Source organism: Rathayibacter sp. CAU 1779 (assembly GCF_054551755.1).
On sequence record NZ_JBTOLK010000001.1, the window covers coordinates 665621 to 688127 of the forward strand.

Here is a 22507-nt window from a genome sequence, read left to right on the forward strand (position 1 = left end):
TCGTGACCACTCATTCTACCAAGAAGGACCTGATGACTGGGCGAGAAACGGCCGTCTGACGCGATGAAAGTGACGGGTTGACCTGATTTGGCGCCTTAACCGTAGGTGTCGCGTGGGCCACGCCCTGGAACCGACCTGGGGCCGCGTTTCCAGGTGGGGACGTCCGGCCCTAAAAACCGGATACTTTCCACACCCGCGTCCGGATACCGACGCTCGATGTGCAGCAGCAGCTCACCGCGCATGATGCGCAGCTGTGTCGCCCAGCTCGTCGAATCGCATCGCACGGTCAGCACGCCACCCTCGACGCCAACCGGATCCGAGTGCTTTGCCGTCTCTTCGCCGACGACCTGCGACCAGGCAGCCATCAGCTCAGACTTGGCCAACGGGGAGTTCCAGCCGAGCTCATCGGCGAGGGAGTCCATGAGTCGACCGAGTCCGTGGGGCTCCCGGCCGGGATCGAACGGTTGGCTGGCATTCCTCGAGTCCCGCTTGTCCGCGCGATCGGTCCGTCGCCGTCCACGACCCGGATCCGTGCCGAACAGTTCCTTCAGATGACGGTAGAAGTCGGACGCCTCGCTCATGACGTCTCGTCTGCCTGGCCGTGCTCGGAACGCTGGGAATCGTCATCCGCTCCCGCTTCCGTCTGATCGATCACCCGGCCGGCACGAATGTGCACGGTGTGAGCACGAAGTCCCGCAGGCACGTCGTCGAGCACGGCCGAAGTGACAAGCACCTGTTCGAAATCGTGAACGGATGCCGCAAGCCGCGCCCGCCGCGTCTGGTCGAGTTCTGCGAACACGTCGTCCAGTATCAGCACCGGATCACCGATGGTCGAGTGCTCGCGCAGCAGCTGAGCGGATGCCAGCCGCAGCGAGAGCGCGAACGACCACGACTCCCCGTGGCTCGCGTACCCCTTGGCGGGCAGTCCGTTCAGTTCGAATCGCACGTCGTCGCGGTGCGGACCGACGAGGGTTACACCGCGGTCCAGCTCGCGAGGCCGCAACCGCGCGATCGCCGCCGCAAACCGCTCGTTGGTGGTCCCTGACTCGCCGGGCGAGGCGTCCGCTTCGGATTCGGATGCGGAGTCGCCGTCCTCGTCAGGAGCTGCGCCGTCGACCGAGAGCAGGGGCACCAGTCGCGGGTCGTGATCGTCGCCGGCCACGGACCGATAGGCATCCCGCACCGGCTGCCTCAGCCTGTCGACGAGGTCGGACCGCTCGTCGATGATCTCTGATCCGAGGGCCACGAGGCGCTCGTCCCAGACATCCAGGGTGGAGAGCGCTGACCCTCTCACGCCGGATGCCCTTGCCGACTTGAGAAGCGTGTTGCGCTGCCGCAGCACGCGGTCGTAGTCCGCGAGCACCCCGGCAAGGCGAGGCGTGCGCTGCACGAGCACCGTGTCGAGCAGGCGCCGACGGATGGCCGGCTCACCGCGCACCAGAGCGAGGTCCTCTGGAGCGAACAGCACGGTGGACAGGTAGCGCACCAGTTCACGAGGACGAGACGACGACCGGTTGACCATCGCCTTGTTCGCCGAGCCCCTGTTCAGCTGCAGCTCCAGCAGCACGGCTCTGCCGTCGTGTTCGAGACGAGCCCGCACGACTGCTGCCGCGGCATCCTGCCGGATCATCGCAGCATCGACGGGCGTTCTGTGCGAGGAACCCGTCGAGACGTAGACGAGCGATTCGACGAGATTGGTCTTTCCCTGCCCGTTGCTGCCGACGAACAGGTTCGGACCGGCCGCGAGTTCAACCTCGGCGTGCTCGTAGTTGCGAAAGTCGGTCAGCGACAGGTGGGTGACCTTCATCGCCGCTCCTTCACCGGTTTCTCACTGATGGAGCCCGTACCGCTGGTCGAGCTTGGGCCGCCGGCCGCCGGCCGCCGCGGCGCGAAGCGATGTGACGGCGGCGCGCGCTGCGGAACGAAGCCAGCACAACGGGTCGACCCGGGCTTTCGACAAGCTCAACCAGCGGCGTGTGGATCAGTCGACGGCCTTGACCGCGTGTCCACCGAACTGGTTGCGAAGCGCGGCGACGGCCTTCATGGCGGGAGAGTCTTCCTGGCGCGAGACGAACCGGGCGAAGATCGAGGCGCTGATCGTCGGCATCGGGACAGCGTTGTTCAGGCCCTCTTCGACGGTCCAGCGTCCCTCGCCGGAGTCCTGCACGTAGCCCTCGATGTGCTCGAACTCCGGATCCTGCTCGAGCGCACGCACGAGCAGATCGAGCAGCCAGGATCGCACGACCGTGCCGCGCTGCCACGCTTTGAAGGTTCCGGTGACGTCCTTGATGATGTCTTTCCGGGTGTCGAGAAGTTCATACCCTTCGGCGTATGCCTGCATCAGCGCGTACTCGATGCCGTTGTGCACCATCTTCGCGTAGTGGCCGGCGCCGACCTCGCCGACGTGGACGAACCCTTCATCACGCGGTCCCTCCGGACGAAGAGCGTCGAAGACCGGCATGACGCGCTCGACCTGGGCTGCGCTGCCGCCCACCATGAGTCCGTAACCGTTGTCGAGACCCCACACACCACCGGAGACCCCGGCGTCCATGAAGTCGACGCCGGTCTTGCCGAGCAGTTCGGAGTGCTTGAAGTCCTCCGTGAACTTCGAGTTTCCGCCGTCGATCACAAGATCGCCGGCCTCGAGGAGACCCGCCAGATCGTTCACGACTCCATCGGTGATCGCGCCGGCGGGGACCATCACCCAGACGGTGCGGGGTGCGGGCAGTGCCGCGACGAGGTCGGCGAGTGTTGCAACGTCGGAGATGTCCGGGTTGGTGTCGAACCCGGTGACCTCGATGCCCTTGCGCTCGAGGCGCGCACGCATGTTGTTGCCCATCTTTCCGAGACCGATGAGACCGATGTGCATGAGTAGTCCTTCGTGGTGTGAGCCGAACCGGGAACCGACCGGATGATGGGTCAGCGCAACAGCAGGTTAGGCTGCAGCAGATAACGGTAGCTGTCGCTCCCCGCCTGCTCCTTGCTGGTCTGGCTCGTGATGAGCACGGGACCGGGCTTGTTGGGATTGTCGGTCTTCGTGAACGAGATGCGCACGTATTCCGAGTGCACGGCTCCGAGGCCGTCCAGCAGGAACTGGGGCTTGAGCGAGACGACGGTGTCTGGTCCGGTGAGGAGAGCGTCGATGCTCTCGGATGCTTGTGCCTGCTCAGACCCGATCGCCTCGAGCGTGAGCCCTTCGGTCGAGAACGAGAACCGCAGCGCGGCCTCCCGCTCGAGCACGAGGGATACACGACGAGTCGCCTCGATGAGGTCGGCGGTGTTGATGACTGCGTAGTTGTCGACGTTCTCCGGGAAGAGCCGCTTGACCGGAGGGAAGTTGCCCTTGATGAGGAGAGACGTCACGGTCTTCTTCTCGGCGGTGAAGGCGATGAGCTCCCGGTCGTCCTTGGAGACGAGCGTGACGCTGATCGTGCCGTTATGACCGAAGGTCTTGCCGATCTCCTGCAGCGTGCGCGCAGGCACAAGGGCAGTAGATGACTCTGTCTGCCCGAGTGATCCATCCCAGTCGATCTCCCGCACGGCGACCCGATACCTATCGGTGGCGACGAGGCTGAGTCGGTTCTCGGTGATTTCGAGCTGGACTCCCGTGATGACCGGGGTCACGTCATCTCGTGACGCTGCGACGGCGACCTGCGAAACGGCCTCGGAGAAATCCCCGGCAGGGACGAGACCGGACTCGCCGGCGATCTGGGGCAGAGTCGGATATTCCTCAACAGGCATAGACAGCAACGTGAAGCTCGCCGTGCCGCAGCTGACCACGATTCGGTTGTCATCCGTCGCGAAGGTCACAGGTGCGTTCGGCAGCTTCGATGCGATCTCGGCGAGGAGGCGACCGGAAACGAGCACCGTTCCGGGCTCTTCGACATTCGCTGTGATCTCGGTCTGAGCCGAGACTTCGTAATCGAACGCCGAGAGGGAGATGCCATCTTCTGTCGTCGTGATGAGGATGCCGCTGAGGATAGGCAGCGTCGTGCGCTGGGGAAGCAGTTTGACGGTGAACGAAACGGCTTCGCTCAGCACATCGCGGTTGGCCTGAAACCTCACGAAGTTCTCCCCTATCGGTGGATCGAGTACGCGCGCTCCATGCTATCCCCAGCCTGTGGCGGGTGGACGAAGCGGTGCGAGGCTCTGCCGACGGAGCTGAGGTTGTCGGACGCCTGCTTAAGAAAACTTGTTCTTTTAACCGGCTTAACCGCTGTGGATACTGTGGATAACTCGGCGCATGCCAGTGAACTACAGGGAACTACACGCTTGTCACTTGTCAGCGACCTGTTGATGACAAGCCGATGCCTGCTGAGCCGCCCGCCGCCGAATGACAAGGATTTCACAGCCGTCGCTGGATCGCTCACATGGCCGAGGCTGTTATTCGTTAACTATCCCCAGGGTTATCCACAGTGTGGATTTCTATGCAGGGCTTCCGGAGCGCGGCACCTGCCGGGGTCGGATCCGAGGATGGAACACGCCGGCGAGCGGATGCGGCGGGCGAGCTCACGAGGTGCGGGCGAAGCCGAATCGGACTCGTCGGCGAGCCGATGGCATCCGTGTCGACGTTGCGCGGTCGGGGCGAGACTTCGGCGGCTGGGCGCCCGGCGGCTGGTTGTACAGCGAAGAAGGTCACCGCCGGCACTGTCATCCGCTGACCAGTCGGTTCCGGTTCTTCATGCTGACGATCAAGGTGATCAGCGGTGCGTCTGCTTGATGCGCGCGGTGAGCTCCGTGACCTGGTTGTAAATGGAGCGCCGCTCCTTCATGAGCTCACTGATCTTCTTGTTCGCGTACATCACGGTGGTGTGGTCGCGGTTGCCGAACAGCTGGCCGATCTTGGGCAAGGAGAGATTGGTCATCTCACGGCACAGGTACATCGCGATCTGGCGGGCTGTGGCGATGGCTTGCGATCGGGATGAGCCGTAGAGATCGTCGACGCTGAGCTTGAAGTAGTCCGCGGTGGCCGTGATGATGTCGGCCGGCGCGACCACGTTGTCGTCGTCGAGCGTGATCAGATCCTTGAGCACGGTCTGCACAAGGTTCATGTCCACCGGAGTCTTGTTGAGACTGGCGAAGGCGGTGACGCGGATCAGCGTTCCCTCGAGCTCTCGGATGTTGCTGGAGACCTTGGTCGCCATGAACTCGAGGATGTCGTCGGGAACGAGGATCCGCTCGCTCTGCGCCTTCTTGCGCAGGATCGCGATACGGGTCTCGAGGTCGGGCGCCTGCACATCCGTGATCAGGCCCCACTCGAAGCGCGTGAGCATCCGATCCTCGAACCCTGTGAGGTGCTTCGGCGGCAGATCACTCGTGATGACGACCTGCTTGTTGTGGTCGTGCAGCGTGTTGAACGTGTGGAAGAACGCCTCCTGCGTCTCGACCGCTCGCTGAAGGAATTGGATGTCGTCGATCAGCAGGATGTCGATGTTGCGGTACCGCGCCTGGAACGATGAACCGCGGTTGTTGGCGATCGAGTTGATGAAGTCGTTCGTGAACTCCTCGGAGCTCACATACCTGACGCGGATGCCCGGGTACAGGCTCATCGCGTAGTGGCCGATGGCGTGCAGGAGGTGCGTCTTGCCGAGCCCGGAGTCACCGTAGATGAAGAGAGGGTTGTAGGCCTTGGCAGGCGCCTCGGCGACGGCGACGGCCGCCGCGTGGGCGAACCGGTTCGACTGCCCGATGACGAAGTTGTCGAAACTGTACTTCGGATTGAGTCGCGAGTCAGAGCTGCGCGGTGCAGCGCTGATCTCCGTGATCGGGGCCGAAGGCTGCGTCACGGTGGTCGGCGTGTCGATATAGCTGGACTCGAGGCGTTCCGGCTCGAGTTGTGGCGAGTCGTGCGTGATGTCCGGATTGACGACGATCGCGAACGTCGACACCGCGAAGGAGTCATCGAGCCTGCCGATCGAGCTCAGCAGCGGAACCCGGCAACGCTGCTCGATCATGCCGCGGGTGAACTCGTTGGGCACCTCGAGGTAGAAGGTGCCGGCCATGATGCCCTTGGGCTCGACCAGACTGAGGAATCCGTACAGCTGCGGGGTCACCCTGTCGTCCGCTTCGAGCGTCGACAAGACCGAGCGCCATGCACTCGTCAACGACGGATCGCCGTCAGCCATAGTTCCCCTAGATCATTCTCACGGACCCTGGCACCAGCAGTCCGATCCACCCCATCGTGAATCAGGCCGGCCGAAGCAGCAGGTCCGGCCGCTCTTATCCACACCGTTATCCCCAGCGTCGCAACAGCATTCTGCATGCTGCCGTAAGGGTTGGACACAGATCGATTCACAACCTGGGGATAACTCCGCATGTCACGCTAACGAATCGGACCCGCACGCTCAAATCTTCGAGCGAACGCGATCTCCGCGATCATCGGCGCGTCTTTCCAGGCATAGTCCTGTCCCTTGGGATAATCAACGCTTCATTCGCCCTCGGTTTGACCTTGCGCAGGTCACCCCGTACCGTTAATGGGTTGACCCCTGCCGTGCGAGCGGCACTTCTTCCTTCCAGGCGCCTCGGGCGATGTGTCCCACCAGGCCTGCCTCGCGAAGAGAACTCCATCGATCGAGAGACAAGTCTGATGAGCAAGAGAACGTTCCAGCCGAACAACCGTCGTCGCGCCAAGGTGCACGGCTTCCGTCTGCGCATGCGCACGCGTGCCGGTCGCGCCATCCTCGCGAACCGCCGCCGCAAGGGCCGTACCGAGCTCTCCGCGTAGCAGCTCAGTGCGGTGCTCGCCAAGGCGAATCGGATCCGGAGCGGCGCTGACTATCGCCTGACGGTCCGCAAGGGTGTACGAGTCCACGCGGCTCACACCATCACGTACGTCAGGCGAGCGTCCGATCTGACAACGGTTCGCTTCGGCTTCATCGTGAGCAAGGCGGTGGGCGTCGCTGTTGTCCGCAACACCGTGCGCCGCAGACTCAAGGCCGTGAGCAGAGAACTCCTTCCGGATATAGCGCCCGGCTACGAGATCGTGGTCCGGGCGCTGCCAGCGTCTGCGCAGGCATCCTGGACTACCCTGCAAGGTGAGATTCGCCGAGCCGTCGACAAAGTGGGCGCCAGATGCATGCCGTGATGACGACCCTCCTCCTTCTGCCGAGGAACGTCGCTGTGCTGATTCTGCGCGCGTACCGCGCGGTGATCTCGCCACTGTACGGCGACGTCTGCCGTTACTACCCCTCGTGCTCGGCGTACGCGCTCGGCGCGATCCAAGAACACGGTCTCATCGTCGGGACCGGTCTGGGAGTCGCGCGCATCGCGCGTTGCCATCCCTGGGCCGCCGGCGGAGTGGACGACGTTCCCCGTAAGAAGACCCCCCGCTATTCCGTCACCCCATTCGGGTTCGTGGTGGCACGCGGCCACGCAAAAGGATGACCGACTAACAGATGGACTTCATCTATACGATCCTCTGGCCGATCGAGTGGCTCGTGCAGCTGCTCCTGGTCGGCTGGCACCTGCTCTGGACATCACTCGGTCTCGATCCCAACGCCGGCCTCACCTGGGTGCTGTCCATCGTCGGATTGACCGCGGTGATCCGTGCGGCGCTGATCCCGATCTTCGTGCGGCAGATCAAGAACCAGCGCCGCATGCTGGAGGTCGCACCGCAGCTGAAGAAGATCCAGGACAAATACAAGGGCAAGAAGGACCAGCTCTCTCGTGAGGCGATGTCGCGCGAGACGATGGAGCTGTACAAGCGCACTGGTACGAATCCGCTGAGCTCCTGCCTCCCGCTGCTTCTGCAGATGCCGGTGTTCTTCAGCCTGTTCCATGTGCTGAACGATGCTCAGCAGGGCAAGGACAGCGTCGGTCTCCTCGCGAACTTCGACCTTCTGCATTCGTTCCAGAACGCGAAACTCCTGGGTGCCCCGCTCAACGCGTCGTTCGGTTCGCAATGGTCGCTCATGGTTGCTGGCAAGGACTTCAGCTGGGAAGTCATGATCATCGCGGCGACCATGGTCGTGCTGATGACTGCGTCGCAGTTCCTCACGCAGCTGCAGATCGTTTCGAAGAACATGTCGCCCGAGACCAAGGCGAGCCCGCAGTTCCGCCAGCAGCGGATCCTGCTCTACCTGCTCCCCTTCGTCTTCCTGTTCTCCGGTGTCGCGTTCCCGCTGGGCGTGATGTTCTACTGGCTGACCTCCAACCTGTGGACGATGGGCCAGCAGTTCCTGGTCATCCGGAACATGCCGACTCCGGGCAGCGATGCGGAGAAGGCGCGCGAGGCTCGCCTGGCGCGCAAAGGCAAGCTCAAGACTCCTGAAGGCGCACCGATTCTCGTCGTCGACGAGGTTCCGGCGAAGCCGATCACCACTCAACGACAGCAGCCGATGGGCAAGTCCCGGGCGAAGAAGTCTGGCGGAAAGAAATAGTGAGCATGACTGACGAGGCAGCAGTGAACGGAGCCGGTGGTGCGGCCGATGTCGACGCGACCACGAGCGTGGAGACGCTTGAAGCGCAGGGTGACGCTGCCGCGGACTACATCGAGGCGCTTCTGGACATCTGTGATCTGGATGGCGATATCGACATCGACGTGCAGAACGGCCGCCCGTACGTCTCTGTCTCCGCTGAGGACCCTCAGGCGCTTCGCCTCATCAATCGTGCGGACACGGTGAACGCTCTTCAGGAGCTCGCCCGCCTGGCGGTGCAGTCGAAGACCGGCGCGTTCTCGAGGCTGATCCTCGACATCGGTGGATCGCGAGATGCGCGGAAGAGTGAGCTGACCCTGCTGGTCGACCGGGCCATCGCCCGAGTCGAGGAGGGTGCGGCGCAGGCTGCGCTCCCAGCGATGTCGTCGTACGAACGCAAGATCGTTCACGATGTCGTGGCCGAACGCGGCTTCTCGTCGCATTCCGTTGGCGAGGCGTCCGATCGTCACACTGTCATCACGCGCGCCTAGTTTCACGTGAAACATGACGACTGCCGTCGAGCCTGAGCCTGCGGTCGCCGCGACGTTGTTCGGCGATCGTATCGATATGGCGCGTGCATTCACGGCTGCCTTGGCGCGCGAGGGTGAGGAGCGTGGGCTGATCGGTCCGCTTGAGCCACCCCGGTTGTGGTCCCGTCACCTCATCAACTGTGCGCTGATGGCTCCCCTGCTGATCAGCGGAGGTCGCGTCGGGGATGTCGGCAGCGGCGCCGGTCTTCCCGGGCTCGTGCTTGCCATAGCTCGACCGGACGTGCGCTTCGTGTTGATCGAGCCCATGGAACGCAGAATCGCCTGGCTGCAGGAGCAGAGTGATGCGCTCCACTTGGAGAACGTCGAGGTTCTGCGGGCCAGAGCCGAAGACGTGCGCTTGAACGATGCGCTCGATCAGGTGACGGCGCGCGCTGTCAGCGCGTTCAGAAAGCTGATCCCGATCACCGCTCCACTCGTGCGCGATGGCGGAGAGCTGGTCTTGATGAAGGGTGCGAATGCCCAGGCGGAGATCGACTCCGCGGTGAAGGAGATGCGCCGTTTCCACATTCACGACGTACGCGTGGAGATTCTTGGGACCGGGGTCGTCGACGAGGTCACGAGGGTCATCCGGGCTACAGTGAGATAGCTTCCCGACCGCCTGCGAGATCCCTTGCGCGGGCGGGCCGTTTGTAATGAAACAGCCGAGTTTCACGTGAAACATCCCGAGAACGAGAGCGCGGAGGTGCCTGCACCCTTGGACATGTCGACTCCCCTGGCGAGCGAGATCGTCGAACTCAATCGCCGCCGTCAGGCAATCGAGGAGACGACCCTTCCACTGCCGTCGCGCACGCGCATCTTCACCATCTCCAACCAGAAGGGCGGCGTCGGCAAGACAACCACTGTGGTGAACCTTGCCGCCGCCCTCGCACGGTCGGGTGCCCGCGTGCTCGTGATCGATCTGGATCCGCAGGGCAATGCGTCGACGGCTCTGGGGGTGGAGCATCGGGAGGGCACGCCGAGCGTCTACGACGTCGTCGTGAATGACGCCGAAATGGCGGATGTCGTGCAGCAGTCCCCCGAACAGCCAGACCTGTTCTGTGTTCCCGCCACGATCGACCTCGCAGGTGCCGAGATCGAGCTCGTGTCGATGGTCGCGCGCGAACAGCGGCTTTCGCGTGCCCTTCAAACGTTCCTCGACGAGGTCCCGGAAGGGATCGACTACGTGCTGATCGATTGCCCGCCGTCCCTCGGCCTGCTGACGATCAATGCTTTCGTGGCCGCTACCGAGGTACTCATTCCCATCCAGTGCGAGTACTACGCGCTCGAGGGGTTGAGTCAGCTGCTCAAGAACATCTCGTTGATCGAGAAGCACCTCAATCCGAAGCTGCACGTGTCGACGATCCTGCTGACGATGTTCGATTCGCGAACGAACCTCGCACATCAAGTGGCGGATGAGGTGCGTGAGCACTTCCCGAAGCAGGTGCTCGAGACGATCATCCCCCGCTCTGTGCGGATCTCGGAGGCTCCGAGCTACGGTCAGAGCGTCATCAGCTACGACGTCGGCTCACCCGGAGCCCTTTCGTATCTCGAAGCGGCGGCGGAGATCGCCAAGCGCGGCGCACCGCGCTGATCGGCCGCACCAGCACCACCCTTTTCGCCGAGGCCGCACGTAGCGGCAGACGAGGATATACAACACCATGGCAGCGAAGCGCACAGGTTTGGGCCGTGGAATCGGCGCGCTGATCCCCACCACAGACAGCGACACGCATCGCCCCGTGGACGTCTTCTTCAGTGAGGATCACGGCACGGCACCGGTCATCACGGCCCCATCCGACGGCCTCGTCGCGGTCCCTGGGGCGAGGCTGGCCAGCCTCTCCCCCGACGACATCGTGCCGAACGCGCAGCAGCCCCGCACGGAGTTCGACCAGGAAGCCATGGACGAGCTCGTAGCGAGCATCCGCGAGGTCGGCGTTCTGCAGCCCGTCGTCGTGCGCCCGCTGACGGGACTTCCGGGTAAGTACGAGCTCATCATGGGCGAGCGGCGACTGCGCGCTTCGAAGGCTGTCGGGCTTGAGGCGATTCCTGCTGTCGTGAAGGACACCGCCGATGAGGACATGCTGCGCGATGCGCTGCTCGAGAATCTGCATCGTTCGCAGCTCAATCCGCTTGAGGAGGCATCCGCCTATCAGCAGTTGCTCGCGGACTTCGGAATCACGCAGGACGAACTCGCCACGAAGATCGGACGATCGCGCCCTCAGATCACCAACACCATCCGTCTGCTGAAGCTGCCGGCTCCTGTTCAACAGCGGGTCGCTGCGGGGGTGTTGACGGCAGGCCACGCCCGAGCGATCCTCGCCGCCGGCGATCTGGAGGCGATGCAGAAGATCGCGGACAAGATCGTGAACGAGGATCTCTCGGTGCGCGCCGCCGAGGCGCTCGTGAGTCCCTCTGCGAAGCCGGCGAAACCCCGGCCTGCCGCGGGCAAACGACAGGCGCATTTGGACGAAGTGGCGGATCGTCTGGGCGACCGCCTGAACACGCGAGTCAAGGTGGCGCTCGGCGCACGCAAGGGGCAGATCACCATCGAGTTCGCCTCGGTGCAAGACCTCAATCGGATTCTCGGCGAGATCGGCGAAGGGCCGTACGCCGGCTGACGTCCGACGCTTTCGGCGCGACGCGCGACGGCTTCAACCGAGCGCCCGCCGCCCGCGACCCAGTTCTAGTCGTGGCGACTGGTGATGGTGTCTGGGCGCGTTCGGACGCAGGTTGAGCCGAGAATTCGGCCATGAGCACTTCCAGGCATGGGCTTGGACGGAAGGTCCGGCGCTCTCCTCGCGAAGCGGCAGGCCCCGGCGGTCCATCCAGAAGCTCTGGACATTGGCGAGTGAATCCGGGTGCGAATCGGGGTGTGGATCGATTGCGCACTCGGGACAGGGTGACTGGCGCACCCTCTGTTTGGCTGCACCCGTTGCGGTTGATGCAACGCCCTATCGTGTGCGCACGCAGCGCATGGTTGCTGGTTGCTGGTTGCTGGTTGCTGATTGCTGATTGCTGGTTGCTGGTTGCTGGTTGCTGGCTGCTGGCTGCTGGCTGCTAGGTGCTAAGTGCTAGGTGCTAGGTGCTAAGTGCTAGGTGCTAAGTGCTAGGTGCTAGGTGCTAAGTGCTAAGTGCTAAGTGCTAAGTGCTAAGTGCTAAGTGCTAAGTGCTAAGTGCTAAGTGCTAAGTGCTAAGTGCTAAGTGCTAAGTGCTAAGTGCCAGGCGCCCAGCGCCAGTTGCCCGGTGTTGAGCGCTCTGTGCTCAGTGAGTGGTGGACGGTCAGGCCAGCATTCCGTGCGCGGCATGCGTCGGCCTGGCCCGAAGGTCATGTGCGAAGTGTCACGGTCGGATCCCGAGGCCTCCGGGGCGCGCGTGCGGCATCGTTCTCGCAGACCCAACGACGGTGGTCGCCGACGCTTACACGTCGACGCTTCAGAGGCGCCGAGGTGGTCCGATGTTTCACGTGAAACCGTACATGCGAAGTGTTCAGCTGGGGACGCACCGGACGGCGCCCACAGAGCGCTGGAACGCTCGCCGACCGTTGGGGAGCTTCGCACAGCCCAGTGACGCTCGGCGCTCCCCTGTCCGAGGAATGTGTGCGTGGCTGTCGAAGCCAGTCGCGCTCGACAGCATGGCTCGAGCGCCTCTCTGGCGCATGACATCTGTGCGCTGCTGGCCCGATCCCGGTAATTGAGGTCGGTGACTGATCACGGACACGGAGTCGGTTCACGTCCGACACTCGTCCGCGCCCAATCGGTGCGATTTGGTCAAGTTGCCGTGTGGAGGCCGGCGTCGTCCACCGAATGAATAGGTCGCACTTCCGACACCGGCATGCCGAATCCTCAAGGGGCCAGCCTCGCGACTGTTGACCCCGATGGTTTGCCCGCCACACGTGCGCGTGTTGACTGTCAGGAAGTGGCGACTGGGAGGGACTCTCCCACTCAGGATGTTTCACGTGAAACGTCGCGGGTGTGATGGCGACGACACTCTCCGATGTTGGAAAGACAGTCTGGCGTGGGAGCGGCAAGCGGCTCCGTGCAGAGGAGGGCATTGCTGGTCCGCCCGGCGCGCTCGTGCTGACTTTCAGGAGAGTACCGACAGGGAGGGACGTCCCCACCACGATGTTTCACGTGGAGCGTCACGGGGTGCGATGGCGACGACACTCGCTGTGACTGGACTGGCAGTCAGGCGCAGAACGGCAAGTGGAGTCACGCAGAGGAGAGAGCCGGTGGCGCGGTCGCGCGCGCGACGCGCTCGTGCTGACTCTCACGAGAGTGCCGACAGAGAGGGGCGCCTCACTCAGGATGTTTCACGCGAAGCGCCCCGGGTGTGATGGCGACGACACTCTCCTGTGACTGGACAGGTGGCCACGTGCAGGAACCGCAAGCAGTTCCACCCGGAGGAGAGAACTACTGGGCGGTGGCCCGCCCGACGCACGCGTGTCGACTCTCAGGAGAGTGCCGACAAGGAGGACCGCTCACGCTCACCATGTTTCACGTGAAACATCGCCGGTCTGATCGCGACGATATTCCGCCTTGATTGGGTCGCCACGAAGCACCCCAGAAGTGGCACCGATATCCTGATGGCTTTTGTCACCGATGTCCTGATACGTGACACGGACGTCACGGAGGACCTGAGCGCACGCGGGTGCGCGACGGTCGTCTGGAGGGCGACTCGGATGGGTCAGGGTCGCAATCATGTTTCGCGTGAAACGTCGCGGTGCCAAGTAACTCAATCGGTCGAGGGGTGACCCAGACGAGAGTGAGCGCTGACCTAGACGAGAGTGAGCGCTGACCTAGACGAGAGTGAGCGCTGACCTAGACGAGAGTGAGACGAGGACGGCCCCTGCGCCGCCGATCGGATGGCGCGAGCACGAGTGTGCTTCGAACTTTCAGCCGGTTTGAGTGGAGTTTCGCCACTCGCGCATGTTTCACATGAAACGTCACCGCTGTGCGCCGACTGTTTCACCGCACGGTGAGCCGCACGACGAGGGGTGAGTGGATATCGCCACGAGGCGATTGCGTCGACGTGGAGCAAGACGGTCGGTACCGCGGTCCGCCACTGGCGCACACGCTGGCATCCCGCGCGCGGATCCACGGGCGCCCACTCGACGAGACGCCTATCTCGTCAGCGTGAGACCATCGCGGATCGCCTGCTCGGCCAGGCCGGCGTAGACCGCGCCGAGATCGAATCCGGCAGCCTCGATCGCCAGGGGAACGAGTGACGTCTCGGTGAGACCTGGCAGGACGTTCGCCTCGAGAAACCACGGCACGCCGGACGGATCCACGATCAGGTCGATGCGGGACAGGTGCCGAAGGCCGAGTGCCTCGTGCGCGGCGATGGCGACGTCCGCGACACGGGAGGTGGCGGCATCCGTGAGCCTGGCGGGTGTGTAGAAGCTGGTCTCCCCCGCGTTGTACCGGGCTTCGAAGCTGTACACGCCGTTGCGCGGCACGATCTCGACCGCAGGCAGCGCAACGGGGCCGGCGCCGGTGTCCAGAACGGTGACCGCGACCTCGATACCGGTGATGCGACGCTCGATGAGGGCGACGTCGTTGTACGTGTACGCGTTGACCAGCGCTCGCGGGAGATCGGTGATGTCGTCCACGTAGGTGACACCCTGGGCCGATCCGCCTTCGGCGGGCTTCACGACGAGTGGTGGCGTAAGCGCATCGCCGAGGGCTTCGAGCACGCTGACCGCGCCGAGTTCACGGAAGGTCTCGGTTGGGATCGTGACGGATGCCGGGGTATCGACGCCCGCTCGGCTCACAACGGTCTTGGCGACGGGCTTGAGCCAGGCGAGGCGGGCGGACTCCGCATCCGCACCGACGAATGGCACGCCGGCGGCAGTGAGGAGTGCGCGAAGGGCGCCGTTCTCCCCGCTCGCCCCGTGGAGAGCGGGCCACACCACGTCAGGATTGACGTCGCGGATGCTGGCAAGGAGCGTCGCATCCGGCTCGCGCACGGTCACCTTGTGGCCGTGCGCGGCGAGTCCGTCCGCAACGCGCCTGCCGGAGCGTAGCGAGACATCCCGTTCATGGGAGATGCCGCCGGCGAGCACGAGCACGTTGAGGCGTTCGAAGTCTGTCATGGTGCAGCCCTTCTCCGGTCGGAGTCAGCGAAGGTCGGACGGAGGGAACGTGTTCGCTGTTGCGCGCTCCGCGCGAAGCCGCCCTGTCCCCTTGAAGGTGTCGAGGAGGTCGAGTTCCCCGTTGATGACGTTGGCCAGCCTGCGCACGCCGACCCGGATCGACTCCGGAGTCGGGTAGCAGAACGAGAGGCGGATGTTCTGGGCACCGTCGCCGTTGGCGTAGAACGCCGTGCCGGGTGTGTAGGCGACGAGCTCCGTGACCGCGCGCGGCAGCATCGCCTTCGAGTCCAAGGGTTCGGGCAGCGTGAGCCACACGTAGAACCCGCCGTTCGGGTTCGTCCACGAGAGATCGGGCAGGTATTCCTCCAGCGCGGAGATCATCGCCTGCTTGCGCTCGCGATAGACACCGCGGAACGTGTCGATCTGGCCGCGCCAGTCCGCTTCGCTGAGGTACTGCGAAACGACGAGCTGGGTGAACGAGCTCGGGCTGAGCACCGCGGCCTCGTTGGCCAGGATGAGCTTCTCGCGGATGGCGTGCGGTGCGAGGGCCCATCCGACGCGCAGCCCCGGGGCCAGCGTCTTGGAGAACGTGCCGAGGTACACGACGCCGTCCTCGTCGATGGACCGCATCGCCGCCGGTGGCTTCTGGTCGAAGTAGAGCAGCCCGTACGGGTTGTCCTCGAGGACCAGGATGTCGTTCTCACGGCAGATCTCGAGGATCTCCAGTCGGCGCTCCCACGTGAGCGTCACCCCGGCCGGATTGTGGAACGTGGGGATCGTGTAGAGGAACTTGATCCGGCGTCCGACTGCGCGAGCGTTCGCGATGTGCTCGCGGAGAGCCTCGGGGATCAGGCCGTGTTCGTCCATGGGCACATGATCGACATCCGCCTGGTACGACTTGAAGATGACGAGGGCCGTCACATAGCTCGGTCCCTCGGCGAGCACCAGGTCGCCCGGGTCGATGAACAGCTTCGAGAACAGCTCGAGAGCGTGTTGGGATCCCGTGGTCACGACGACGTCGTCGGCGCTGGCGCTGATGCCCTCGAGCGCCATCACCTCGGTGATCTGCTCGCGAAGCAGCGGGACTCCTTGTCCGGAGCCGTACTGCAGGGCCACGGGACCCTGCTCGCGCATGACGCGCTCCATCGCTCCGACGACGAGGTCCTCGGGGAGAGCGGTGACGTACGGCATGCCGCCCGCCAGCGAGACCACTTCGGGCCTCGAGGCGACGGCGAACAGAGCTCGAACCTCACTGGCGGCCAGGCCGGCCGTGCGCTGCGCGTAGTGCGAGTACCAGGGGTCGAGGTTGTTGCCTGCGCTGTGCAGGCTGCCGTTTTCAATCACGTGTCATTCCGTTCTGGGCGTGGATTCCATGGTAGGGGATGCCTGTCCGCGAACTTGCTGGGGTCATGGACGGGCGTTGTCGCGTGGTGGTGTAGGGGAAGTAGTGGTGGTGCGGTGGGTGGTGGTGCGTCAGTGATGGTCCAGTAGTGCCCGGATGGTGCAGTAGTGCCCGGATGGTGCAGTAGTGCCCGGATGGTGCAGCGTCCGTGGTCGTACCGGGGTGGCGTGTCGATGCGTAGGTGGTGGTGCTGCGGGGTAGGCACTGCGGTGGTGTGCAGGGGGTGTCGCGTGGTGACGGACGATCAGCAGTGGTGCGCGGTCGGTGCTGGTGTTCGATCTCTGCTGGGTTCGACAGCCTCAGCCGACTTGCCCGGAAATGCAGAACGCCCGCCCGGCGTGTGCCGGGCGGGCGTTCGAGCCAGCGACCGACTACGAGATGTAGGCGGCCAGGTCGGCTTCGAGGGCGGGCTTCGGCTTGGCGCCGATGACGGTCTTGACGACCTCTCCACCCTGGTAGACCTTCAGTGCCGGGATCGAGGTGATCTGGTACTTGAAAGCGGTCTGCGGGTTCTCGTCGACGTTCAGCTTGACGATCTCGATCTTGTCGCCGTGCTCGGCGGCGATCTGGTCGAGGATCGGAGCGACCGCACGACACGGACCGCACCACTCGGCCCAGAAGTCGACGAGGATGGTCTTCTCGCTGTCGAGGACGTCCTGCTGGAACGAGGCGTCGGTGACGGACTTGGCGGTGGACATTGTTCTCCTTCTATCGGGTCTGGATTCGCAGAAGCCGCTGCGCGGCATCCGAAGAGTCAGTTGGCGAGGGTCAACGCCTCGTGTTCGGCCTGCTCCAGGGCGGCCAGGTAGTGCTCGGCATCCAGCGCAGCGACGGTTCCGCTCGCGGCGGCGGTGACGGCCTGACGGTATGTCGGGTCGACCACGTCTCCTGCGGCGAAAACGCCCTGCAGGTTGGTCTTCGAGCTGCGACCGACGACCGCGATGGTGCCCTCGGCGGTGAGATCGAGCTGCCCGTGCACGAGATGCGTGCGGGGGTCGTTGCCGATCGCGACGAAGAGTCCGTCGAGAGGCAGCACGCGCTGCTCCCCCGTGACCGTGTCGCGCAGCGTGACGCCGTCGACGGCACCTTCACCGTTGATGGAGACGACCTCGCTGTTCCAGACGAACTCGATCTTGTCGTTCTCGAACGCACGATCCTGCATGATCTTGGACGCTCGCAGCTGGTCGCGGCGGTGGATCAGGTAGACCTTCGACGCGAAGCGTGTGAGGAACGTCGCCTCCTCGACGGCGGAGTCGCCGCCGCCGACGACCGCGATGGTCTTCTCGCGGAAGAAGAATCCGTCGCACGTCGCGCACCAGGACAGGCCGTGACCGGAGAGGTGCTCCTCCTCGGCAAGCCCGAGCTTGCGGTACGCGGATCCGGTCGCGAAGATCACCGTCTTCGCCTCGAAGGTCTCGCCGCTGCCGACGGTGACCTTCTTGACCTCCTCGGTGAGTTCGAGCGAGACGACATCGTCGTACAGCACCTCGGCACCGAACTTCTCGGCCTGCACCTGCAGCTTCGCCATCAGATCGGGACCCATGATGCCGTCGGGGAATCCGGGGAAGTTCTCCACCTCGGTGGTGTTCATCAACTCGCCGCCAGCCTCGACGGAACTGGCGATGACGAGCGGCTCCAGATTGGCGCGGGCCGCGTAGATGGCCGCGGTGTAACCGGCGGGGCCGGAACCGATGATGATGATCTGCCGCACGTGCTCTCCTCGTTGTACTGCGCCGGGAGTAACCGCTGTCGACGGTTCACCCTCTGCGTGCTCACGTTGAACCCACTGGCCCACCGCTTGCAACGTGTGAAACACAGTGTAGGCGGATGCTATTCCGCGCCCCCCGAGGCACCCCCGCGGCTCGAAGGACCGCCGCTTCCCGAGCGCCCGCGACGTCGCGGAAGTCGGCCCTGGACCATGGCCCACGCGGCACCGAACTCCTCGGTTCGGAGGAGGCGGAGCATGCCGGCGTACACCGCGAACATGACCACTCCGACAGCGGCGATGGAGAGTATGGCGGGGATGCGGCCGGCCACCGCGAACCCGTCATCGAACGCGCCGACGAGCCAGAGCACCGGCATTCCGATCGCCCCGGCGATCACTGCTGCGACCAGGAAACGCCAGAGCCCGCGAACGATGCGCCGTCCATCGATGCCGCGTACGCGTCGCCTCAGCAGAATGGCGGCGACCACGGCCTGAACAGTGCCGGCGATGGAGACGGCGAACGCGATGGCCATCGCCCGGTACTCGGGGATCACGAGGAGACAGAGAAGCACACCGGCGATGGCCACGAAAACCTGCACGAGGGTGAAGAAGAACGGTGTGCGGGTGTCGCCCAGCGAGTAGAAGGCGCGTTGGATGACGAACAGGATGCAGAAGGGAACGAGGCCGACGGCGTAGCCGATGAGCACGTTTCCGACCTGCGAGTAGTCAGGGGTGAAAACGCGAGCGATCGGATATGCGGCAACGATGAGGGCGACAGAAAAAAAGCAGATCAGAGCGGATATTGAACGCGCCGCGGTGGAGAAATCGATGCGGAAGGACGAGATGTCGCCTTCGCGAGCGTGCTCAGCCATGCGCGTGTAGAAGGCGGTCACGATCGAGACCGCGATGATCGAGTGCGGCAGCATGAAGACCAGCCATGCGGTCGCCATCGCCAACACCGAGGCGACGCCCTGCGTGGCGACCGTGTTGGCGACATTCGTCTCGATGACGCCGGCGATCTGGGTTCCGATGAGCATGGCGAATGTCCAGCCCGCAGCCTTGCCCGCTGCGCCGAGGTTCACACCGCGCCACTTGAAGTCGAATCGGAAGGACAGTCCGACCCTCCGCCAGAAGAAGAAGAGCACGAGTGCCTGGACCGCGATTCCGAGCGTGGCCCCGCCACCGAGGAGGGCGATCATCTCGGGTGTCCAGGCATGCAGCTTGCGGTGGCTCCCCGCGTCACTGCCGAACGCGACGATGAACACGACCAGCATGGCGATGCTGACGATGTTGTTGAACACGGGCGCCCACGTGAACGGCCCGAAGGACTTGCGCGCGTTCAACACCTCGCCGAGCAGAGAGTAGAGGCCCAGGAAGAAGATCTGCGGCAACGACCAGTACGCGAACGCCGTCACCAGAGCAGCGAACTCGCCGCGCGCGCCGAACAGAAGGGAGAGGAACGGCGCCAGCAGGGTAGCCACGACAGTGACGGCGACGAAGATGAGAATGCCGAGCGTGACCAGTTTGTTGATGTACGCCTTGCCGCCGTCGGCATGAACCGACGCTCGAACGATCTGCGGCACCAGCACGGCACTGAGGATGCCTTGGGCGATGATCGCGTAGATGCTGTTCGGCACTTGCGTGGCTGTTGAGTAGGCGTTCGCTCCGGCTGCCACTGCACCAACGGCCTGTACCAGCACCAATGACCTGACGAATCCGAGCACGCGGGAGACCATCGTGCCCGAGGCGAGCATCGCGCTCGCGCGTCCGACGCTAGCCACGCGGCGTTCCGCCTTCGCCGTCCGCGGATGTGCCGTCACCGCCGACTGAGTCACTGGACGATCCGCCGCCGACGTTCCCCGCACCGTTGCTGCTTCGCTCGACGGTGTCGCTCCCGTCGTTCCCGGATCCGTCGGCGGAAGGCTTTGGGGTGTCGGCATCGGTGGCTGAGGCTCCTTCTGAGGTGTGTGCCGCAGTGGCTGACGTGCCAGCGACGGAGCTCCGCGGTTCGGAGTGGACGGCCAATCCGTCGCCGTGCTCTGCCTCGTCGTCGGCGTTCTCCTCGCCGTCGGGCTGCGTCTCGTCGTCGGCTTCGGGAGGCTTGCCGCGCGACCTCACGCGACGCACGATGCTGCGCGTCAGTCCGAAGCCGAAGAAGAGCACGACGGCGATGCCGAGGATCAGTGCGCCCAGGCCCTCCCAGTCGGCATGGACCTCGATGGATGACGTCTGCGGCGAGCCGATCGGCAGCCCGGTCGGGCTGTACAGCTGGAGACCGAGCTTGACGCTGCCGTTTCCGAGCCTTGCCTTGACCGGCACCAGGACCTTCGCGCTGGCCGAGGCCGGAATCGTCTTCGCCGTGTCCGATTCGACATCGAGGCGGCCGTTCGACGGGGTCGCCGTGAGCACGATGTTCACGGGCAGATCGAACTTGTTCGTGACGGTGACGGGGATGAGGCTCTGGGTGCTTGCGACGGTGATCTTGCCCGTCGGTTCGATCTGGACGGATGCCACGGTCTCGCCGGCTTGTTTCTGAAACTCCTCGACCGCCGATCCCCAGTTGTTGTCTGGCTGACGCCATCCGACGCCGAGCAGCGAGAGCAGCTGGTTGCGAGTGCGGCCGGTGAGCACGGTGGGATCCGAGAGCACGGTGGAGAAGGCATCCATGCTGCCCGCGGCGCGACTGAGTGTCTGCACGCCGGCCGTGCGTGTGCCGTCTTGTGTGACATCCGTGAGCTCGAGTCCGTCGCTCACCGGTGCAGTGAGCGCGTCGCGCAGTGAGGCCGCGGTCACCCAGGGCTGTGAGAACACGGAGGAGAGCGCCCGGGTCGTGTCTGCGGCGTTCGTCGGCCAGTCCCGATCGAGTCCCGCGAGGATGACGCCGCCGTCGCTGTGGGCGCTGACCTCGGCGAGTTGTGCGGACACGGACGCCAGTGCGGCGCTCTCCTCGTCGGTGGTGGTGGCGGAGATGAGCGCGCGCAGCGCGGTGCTGATGCCCTGATCGGTGACGAGCGCCGTTCCGCCCTTGACCGGCAGCGGGGCGTTGGGTGTTGTGGGGAGGGATGCCTGGTTGGTGTTGGATCCGGAGACGATCGTGGACGGGTACCCGCTCTTCGCCAGGGCCTCGACGTCGCTGGTGCGCAGGCTGGCGTCAGCCGGCCACGCGATTCCGCTGTAGGTGTACGGCCAGGACAGGAGCTGCGCGGTCGTGGGGACGTTGGACGTCGGCTGGGTGGCCGTCGGCGTGGGAGTCACGAAGGGGTTGGTGGCAGGCGTCGGCGTGGGCTCCGGCGTCTCCCCCACCTCGAGCGGCGCGGGGAAGTTCTTCGGATCCAGGGCGTACCCGAACGACGTCGGGGTGAGCAGCGACGTGATGCCGGACTGGAGCTGGCTGGCGACATCCGCATCGCCGTACTGCAGCGGGAAGGAGTCGTTGCTGAGCGTGTTCTCCAGCTCGTTGAGCCAGTTCTGCGCGCTCGTTGGCGCCGAGTTCCCGTACACGCGAATCGACGCGATGATCATCGGGTCGATCGCGACGGCGATGGACGGATGGTCCCTGGCGACCTCGAGTTGCCGTGTAAGGAGGCCATCGGGCGCCGTGTAGGTCGCCAGATCGTCCAGCGCGATGAGACCGGACGACGTGGGCGGCACAGTGATGGGCATGGCGATGGCAAGCCCGACCGACTGCTGCACACCGTCCCCAGCGAACGTGAGGCTGGAGTAACCGGCGCCGACGGTGTCGGATGCCGACGAGACCGTGGCCTGAAGCCCGTAGACGGCGGTCGATCCACTCAACGCGACGGCTGCGGCCGGGATCGTCACCGTGGCGACGCGCTGGTTGGTGCCGGCTGTAACCCCCTGAGTCGGTGTCGTGGCGATGACCCGGGTCGTTGCGTGGTCCCCGTCCGGCTTGAGCCAGTCGTTCAGCGAGTCCCGTGTGGTCAGCGGCTTCTCGGTCAGCGAGATGGTTGCCGTACCAGGGCCGACGAACTTCGCGGAGGAGTTCGCGATGCTGATGGTGACCGTCACCGACTCGCCCGACGACTCCGTTCCGGCGTTGCCGGCGTACAGGGAGACCTTTGCGGAACCGGCGTCGGAGTCCAGCGACGTCGCTGCGTCGGCCGGTTGGGCGGTGACCGGCGCGAGCGCCGTCAGCACGAGAGCCGCGCACGCCATCCACAGCGCGCTCCGGCGGAATCCCCGGGGTCTGCGACTCAGCCGCATGCGGCAGCGCAGGGTTCGACGGGGAGCATGACGGCAATTGTACGGGGACGAAGACGCCCGAAACCGGGGAACGAGCGGCGGATGCCGCGGGCTCACAAACATCCGTGACCTGCCGTCCAGAGAGCGCGGCTTCACGCCAGAGCA

At 64.6% G+C, this 22507-nt stretch carries 19 protein-coding genes; 8 read left to right on the top strand and 11 right to left on the bottom strand.

The annotated features are described in order from the left end of the window. Nucleotides 1-95 precede the first annotated feature (95 nt). The 5 genes from ACX9R5_RS02915 to dnaA form a co-directional block, all read right to left on the bottom strand. Nucleotides 96-581, bottom strand: a complete 486-nt coding sequence (locus tag ACX9R5_RS02915; protein ID WP_459407504.1) for a DUF721 domain-containing protein — start codon at nucleotides 579-581, stop codon at nucleotides 96-98. Beyond that, a complete protein-coding gene (gene recF / locus ACX9R5_RS02920) occupies nucleotides 578-1807 on the bottom strand; it encodes a DNA replication/repair protein RecF (protein WP_459407505.1) in 1230 nt (409 codons plus the stop codon). Before recF ends, ACX9R5_RS02915 begins: the two co-directional genes overlap by 4 nt. A gap of 174 nt (nucleotides 1808-1981) precedes the next feature. After that, the gene (gene gnd / locus ACX9R5_RS02925) at nucleotides 1982-2869 is read right to left on the bottom strand and encodes a phosphogluconate dehydrogenase (NAD(+)-dependent, decarboxylating) (RefSeq protein ID WP_459407506.1); all 888 of its coding nucleotides are present in this window, start codon (nucleotides 2867-2869) and stop codon (nucleotides 1982-1984) included. Nucleotides 2870-2919: 50 nt separating this feature from the next. After that, nucleotides 2920-4065: a DNA polymerase III subunit beta gene (gene dnaN, locus ACX9R5_RS02930; protein WP_459407507.1), complete on the bottom strand. Its 1146-nt coding sequence runs from the start codon at nucleotides 4063-4065 to the stop codon at nucleotides 2920-2922. Between the two features lie 635 nt (nucleotides 4066-4700). Further along, nucleotides 4701-6125, bottom strand: a complete 1425-nt coding sequence (gene dnaA / locus ACX9R5_RS02935) for a chromosomal replication initiator protein DnaA (RefSeq protein WP_459407508.1) — start codon at nucleotides 6123-6125, stop codon at nucleotides 4701-4703. Between the two features lie 461 nt (nucleotides 6126-6586). On the opposite strand from dnaA, the gene rpmH reads away from it, so the two are divergent. The 8 genes from rpmH (at nucleotide 6587) to ACX9R5_RS02975 (ending at nucleotide 11559) form a co-directional block, all read left to right on the top strand. Then, entirely contained in the window at nucleotides 6587-6724 is a 138-nt protein-coding gene (gene rpmH / locus ACX9R5_RS02940) for a 50S ribosomal protein L34 (protein ID WP_026940492.1), read from the top strand. Nucleotides 6725-6736: 12 nt separating this feature from the next. After that, complete coding sequence (gene rnpA / locus ACX9R5_RS02945; protein WP_459407509.1) at nucleotides 6737-7084, top strand: ribonuclease P protein component; 348 nt, start codon at nucleotides 6737-6739, stop codon at nucleotides 7082-7084. Beyond that, a complete protein-coding gene (yidD, locus tag ACX9R5_RS02950) occupies nucleotides 7084-7383 on the top strand; it encodes a membrane protein insertion efficiency factor YidD (protein ID WP_459407510.1) in 300 nt (99 codons plus the stop codon). The genes rnpA and yidD overlap by 1 nt, the downstream gene beginning before the upstream one ends. An 11-nt stretch (nucleotides 7384-7394) precedes the next feature. Further along, nucleotides 7395-8378: a membrane protein insertase YidC gene (gene yidC, locus ACX9R5_RS02955; protein ID WP_459407511.1), complete on the top strand. Its 984-nt coding sequence runs from the start codon at nucleotides 7395-7397 to the stop codon at nucleotides 8376-8378. Between the two features lie 5 nt (nucleotides 8379-8383). Continuing rightward, the gene (locus ACX9R5_RS02960; protein WP_459407512.1) at nucleotides 8384-8905 is read left to right on the top strand and encodes a Jag family protein; all 522 of its coding nucleotides are present in this window, start codon (nucleotides 8384-8386) and stop codon (nucleotides 8903-8905) included. 13 nt (nucleotides 8906-8918) lie between these two features. Further along, entirely contained in the window at nucleotides 8919-9551 is a 633-nt protein-coding gene (gene rsmG, locus ACX9R5_RS02965; protein WP_459407513.1) for a 16S rRNA (guanine(527)-N(7))-methyltransferase RsmG, read from the top strand. A gap of 114 nt (nucleotides 9552-9665) precedes the next feature. Further along, nucleotides 9666-10535, top strand: coding sequence for a ParA family protein (locus ACX9R5_RS02970; protein ID WP_459407514.1), 870 nt, complete (start codon nucleotides 9666-9668; stop codon nucleotides 10533-10535). Between the two features lie 67 nt (nucleotides 10536-10602). Further along, the gene (locus ACX9R5_RS02975; RefSeq protein WP_459407515.1) at nucleotides 10603-11559 is read left to right on the top strand and encodes a ParB/RepB/Spo0J family partition protein; all 957 of its coding nucleotides are present in this window, start codon (nucleotides 10603-10605) and stop codon (nucleotides 11557-11559) included. Between the two features lie 2501 nt (nucleotides 11560-14060). Here ACX9R5_RS02975 and ACX9R5_RS02980 read toward each other — a convergent pair. From ACX9R5_RS02980 to ACX9R5_RS03005, 6 genes are all read right to left on the bottom strand, one after another. After that, nucleotides 14061-15032: a D-alanine--D-alanine ligase family protein gene (locus ACX9R5_RS02980; protein ID WP_459407516.1), complete on the bottom strand. Its 972-nt coding sequence runs from the start codon at nucleotides 15030-15032 to the stop codon at nucleotides 14061-14063. 24 nt (nucleotides 15033-15056) lie between these two features. Then, the gene (locus tag ACX9R5_RS02985) at nucleotides 15057-16376 is read right to left on the bottom strand and encodes an aminotransferase-like domain-containing protein (protein ID WP_459407517.1); all 1320 of its coding nucleotides are present in this window, start codon (nucleotides 16374-16376) and stop codon (nucleotides 15057-15059) included. 429 nt (nucleotides 16377-16805) lie between these two features. Beyond that, entirely contained in the window at nucleotides 16806-17132 is a 327-nt protein-coding gene (trxA, locus tag ACX9R5_RS02990) for a thioredoxin (protein ID WP_170025596.1), read from the bottom strand. Between the two features lie 56 nt (nucleotides 17133-17188). Beyond that, entirely contained in the window at nucleotides 17189-18145 is a 957-nt protein-coding gene (trxB, locus tag ACX9R5_RS02995) for a thioredoxin-disulfide reductase (protein WP_459407518.1), read from the bottom strand. 119 nt (nucleotides 18146-18264) lie between these two features. Next, nucleotides 18265-19920, bottom strand: a complete 1656-nt coding sequence (gene murJ / locus ACX9R5_RS03000; protein WP_459407519.1) for a murein biosynthesis integral membrane protein MurJ — start codon at nucleotides 19918-19920, stop codon at nucleotides 18265-18267. Further along, nucleotides 19913-22315 (bottom strand): DUF6049 family protein, encoded by a 2403-nt coding sequence (locus ACX9R5_RS03005; protein WP_459407520.1) that lies wholly within the window; start codon nucleotides 22313-22315, stop codon nucleotides 19913-19915. Before ACX9R5_RS03005 ends, murJ begins: the two co-directional genes overlap by 8 nt. Nucleotides 22316-22507 lie beyond the last annotated feature (192 nt).

Coding starts and splice junctions, on each gene's coding strand:
- ACX9R5_RS02915 (WP_459407504.1), bottom strand. CDS start 581: ATGAGCGAGGCGTCCGACTTCTACCGTCATCTGAAGGAACTGTTCGGC.
- recF (WP_459407505.1), bottom strand. CDS start 1,807: ATGAAGGTCACCCACCTGTCGCTGACCGACTTTCGCAACTACGAGCAC.
- gnd (WP_459407506.1), bottom strand. CDS start 2,869: ATGCACATCGGTCTCATCGGTCTCGGAAAGATGGGCAACAACATGCGT.
- dnaA (WP_459407508.1), bottom strand. CDS start 6,125: ATGGCTGACGGCGATCCGTCGTTGACGAGTGCATGGCGCTCGGTCTTG.
- rpmH (WP_026940492.1), top strand. CDS start 6,587: ATGAGCAAGAGAACGTTCCAGCCGAACAACCGTCGTCGCGCCAAGGTG.
- yidD (WP_459407510.1), top strand. CDS start 7,084: ATGACGACCCTCCTCCTTCTGCCGAGGAACGTCGCTGTGCTGATTCTG.
- yidC (WP_459407511.1), top strand. CDS start 7,395: ATGGACTTCATCTATACGATCCTCTGGCCGATCGAGTGGCTCGTGCAG.
- ACX9R5_RS02960 (WP_459407512.1), top strand. CDS start 8,384: ATGACTGACGAGGCAGCAGTGAACGGAGCCGGTGGTGCGGCCGATGTC.
- rsmG (WP_459407513.1), top strand. CDS start 8,919: ATGACGACTGCCGTCGAGCCTGAGCCTGCGGTCGCCGCGACGTTGTTC.
- ACX9R5_RS02970 (WP_459407514.1), top strand. CDS start 9,666: ATGTCGACTCCCCTGGCGAGCGAGATCGTCGAACTCAATCGCCGCCGT.
- ACX9R5_RS02975 (WP_459407515.1), top strand. CDS start 10,603: ATGGCAGCGAAGCGCACAGGTTTGGGCCGTGGAATCGGCGCGCTGATC.
- ACX9R5_RS02980 (WP_459407516.1), bottom strand. CDS start 15,032: ATGACAGACTTCGAACGCCTCAACGTGCTCGTGCTCGCCGGCGGCATC.
- trxA (WP_170025596.1), bottom strand. CDS start 17,132: ATGTCCACCGCCAAGTCCGTCACCGACGCCTCGTTCCAGCAGGACGTC.
- ACX9R5_RS03005 (WP_459407520.1), bottom strand. CDS start 22,315: ATGGCGTGCGCGGCTCTCGTGCTGACGGCGCTCGCGCCGGTCACCGCC.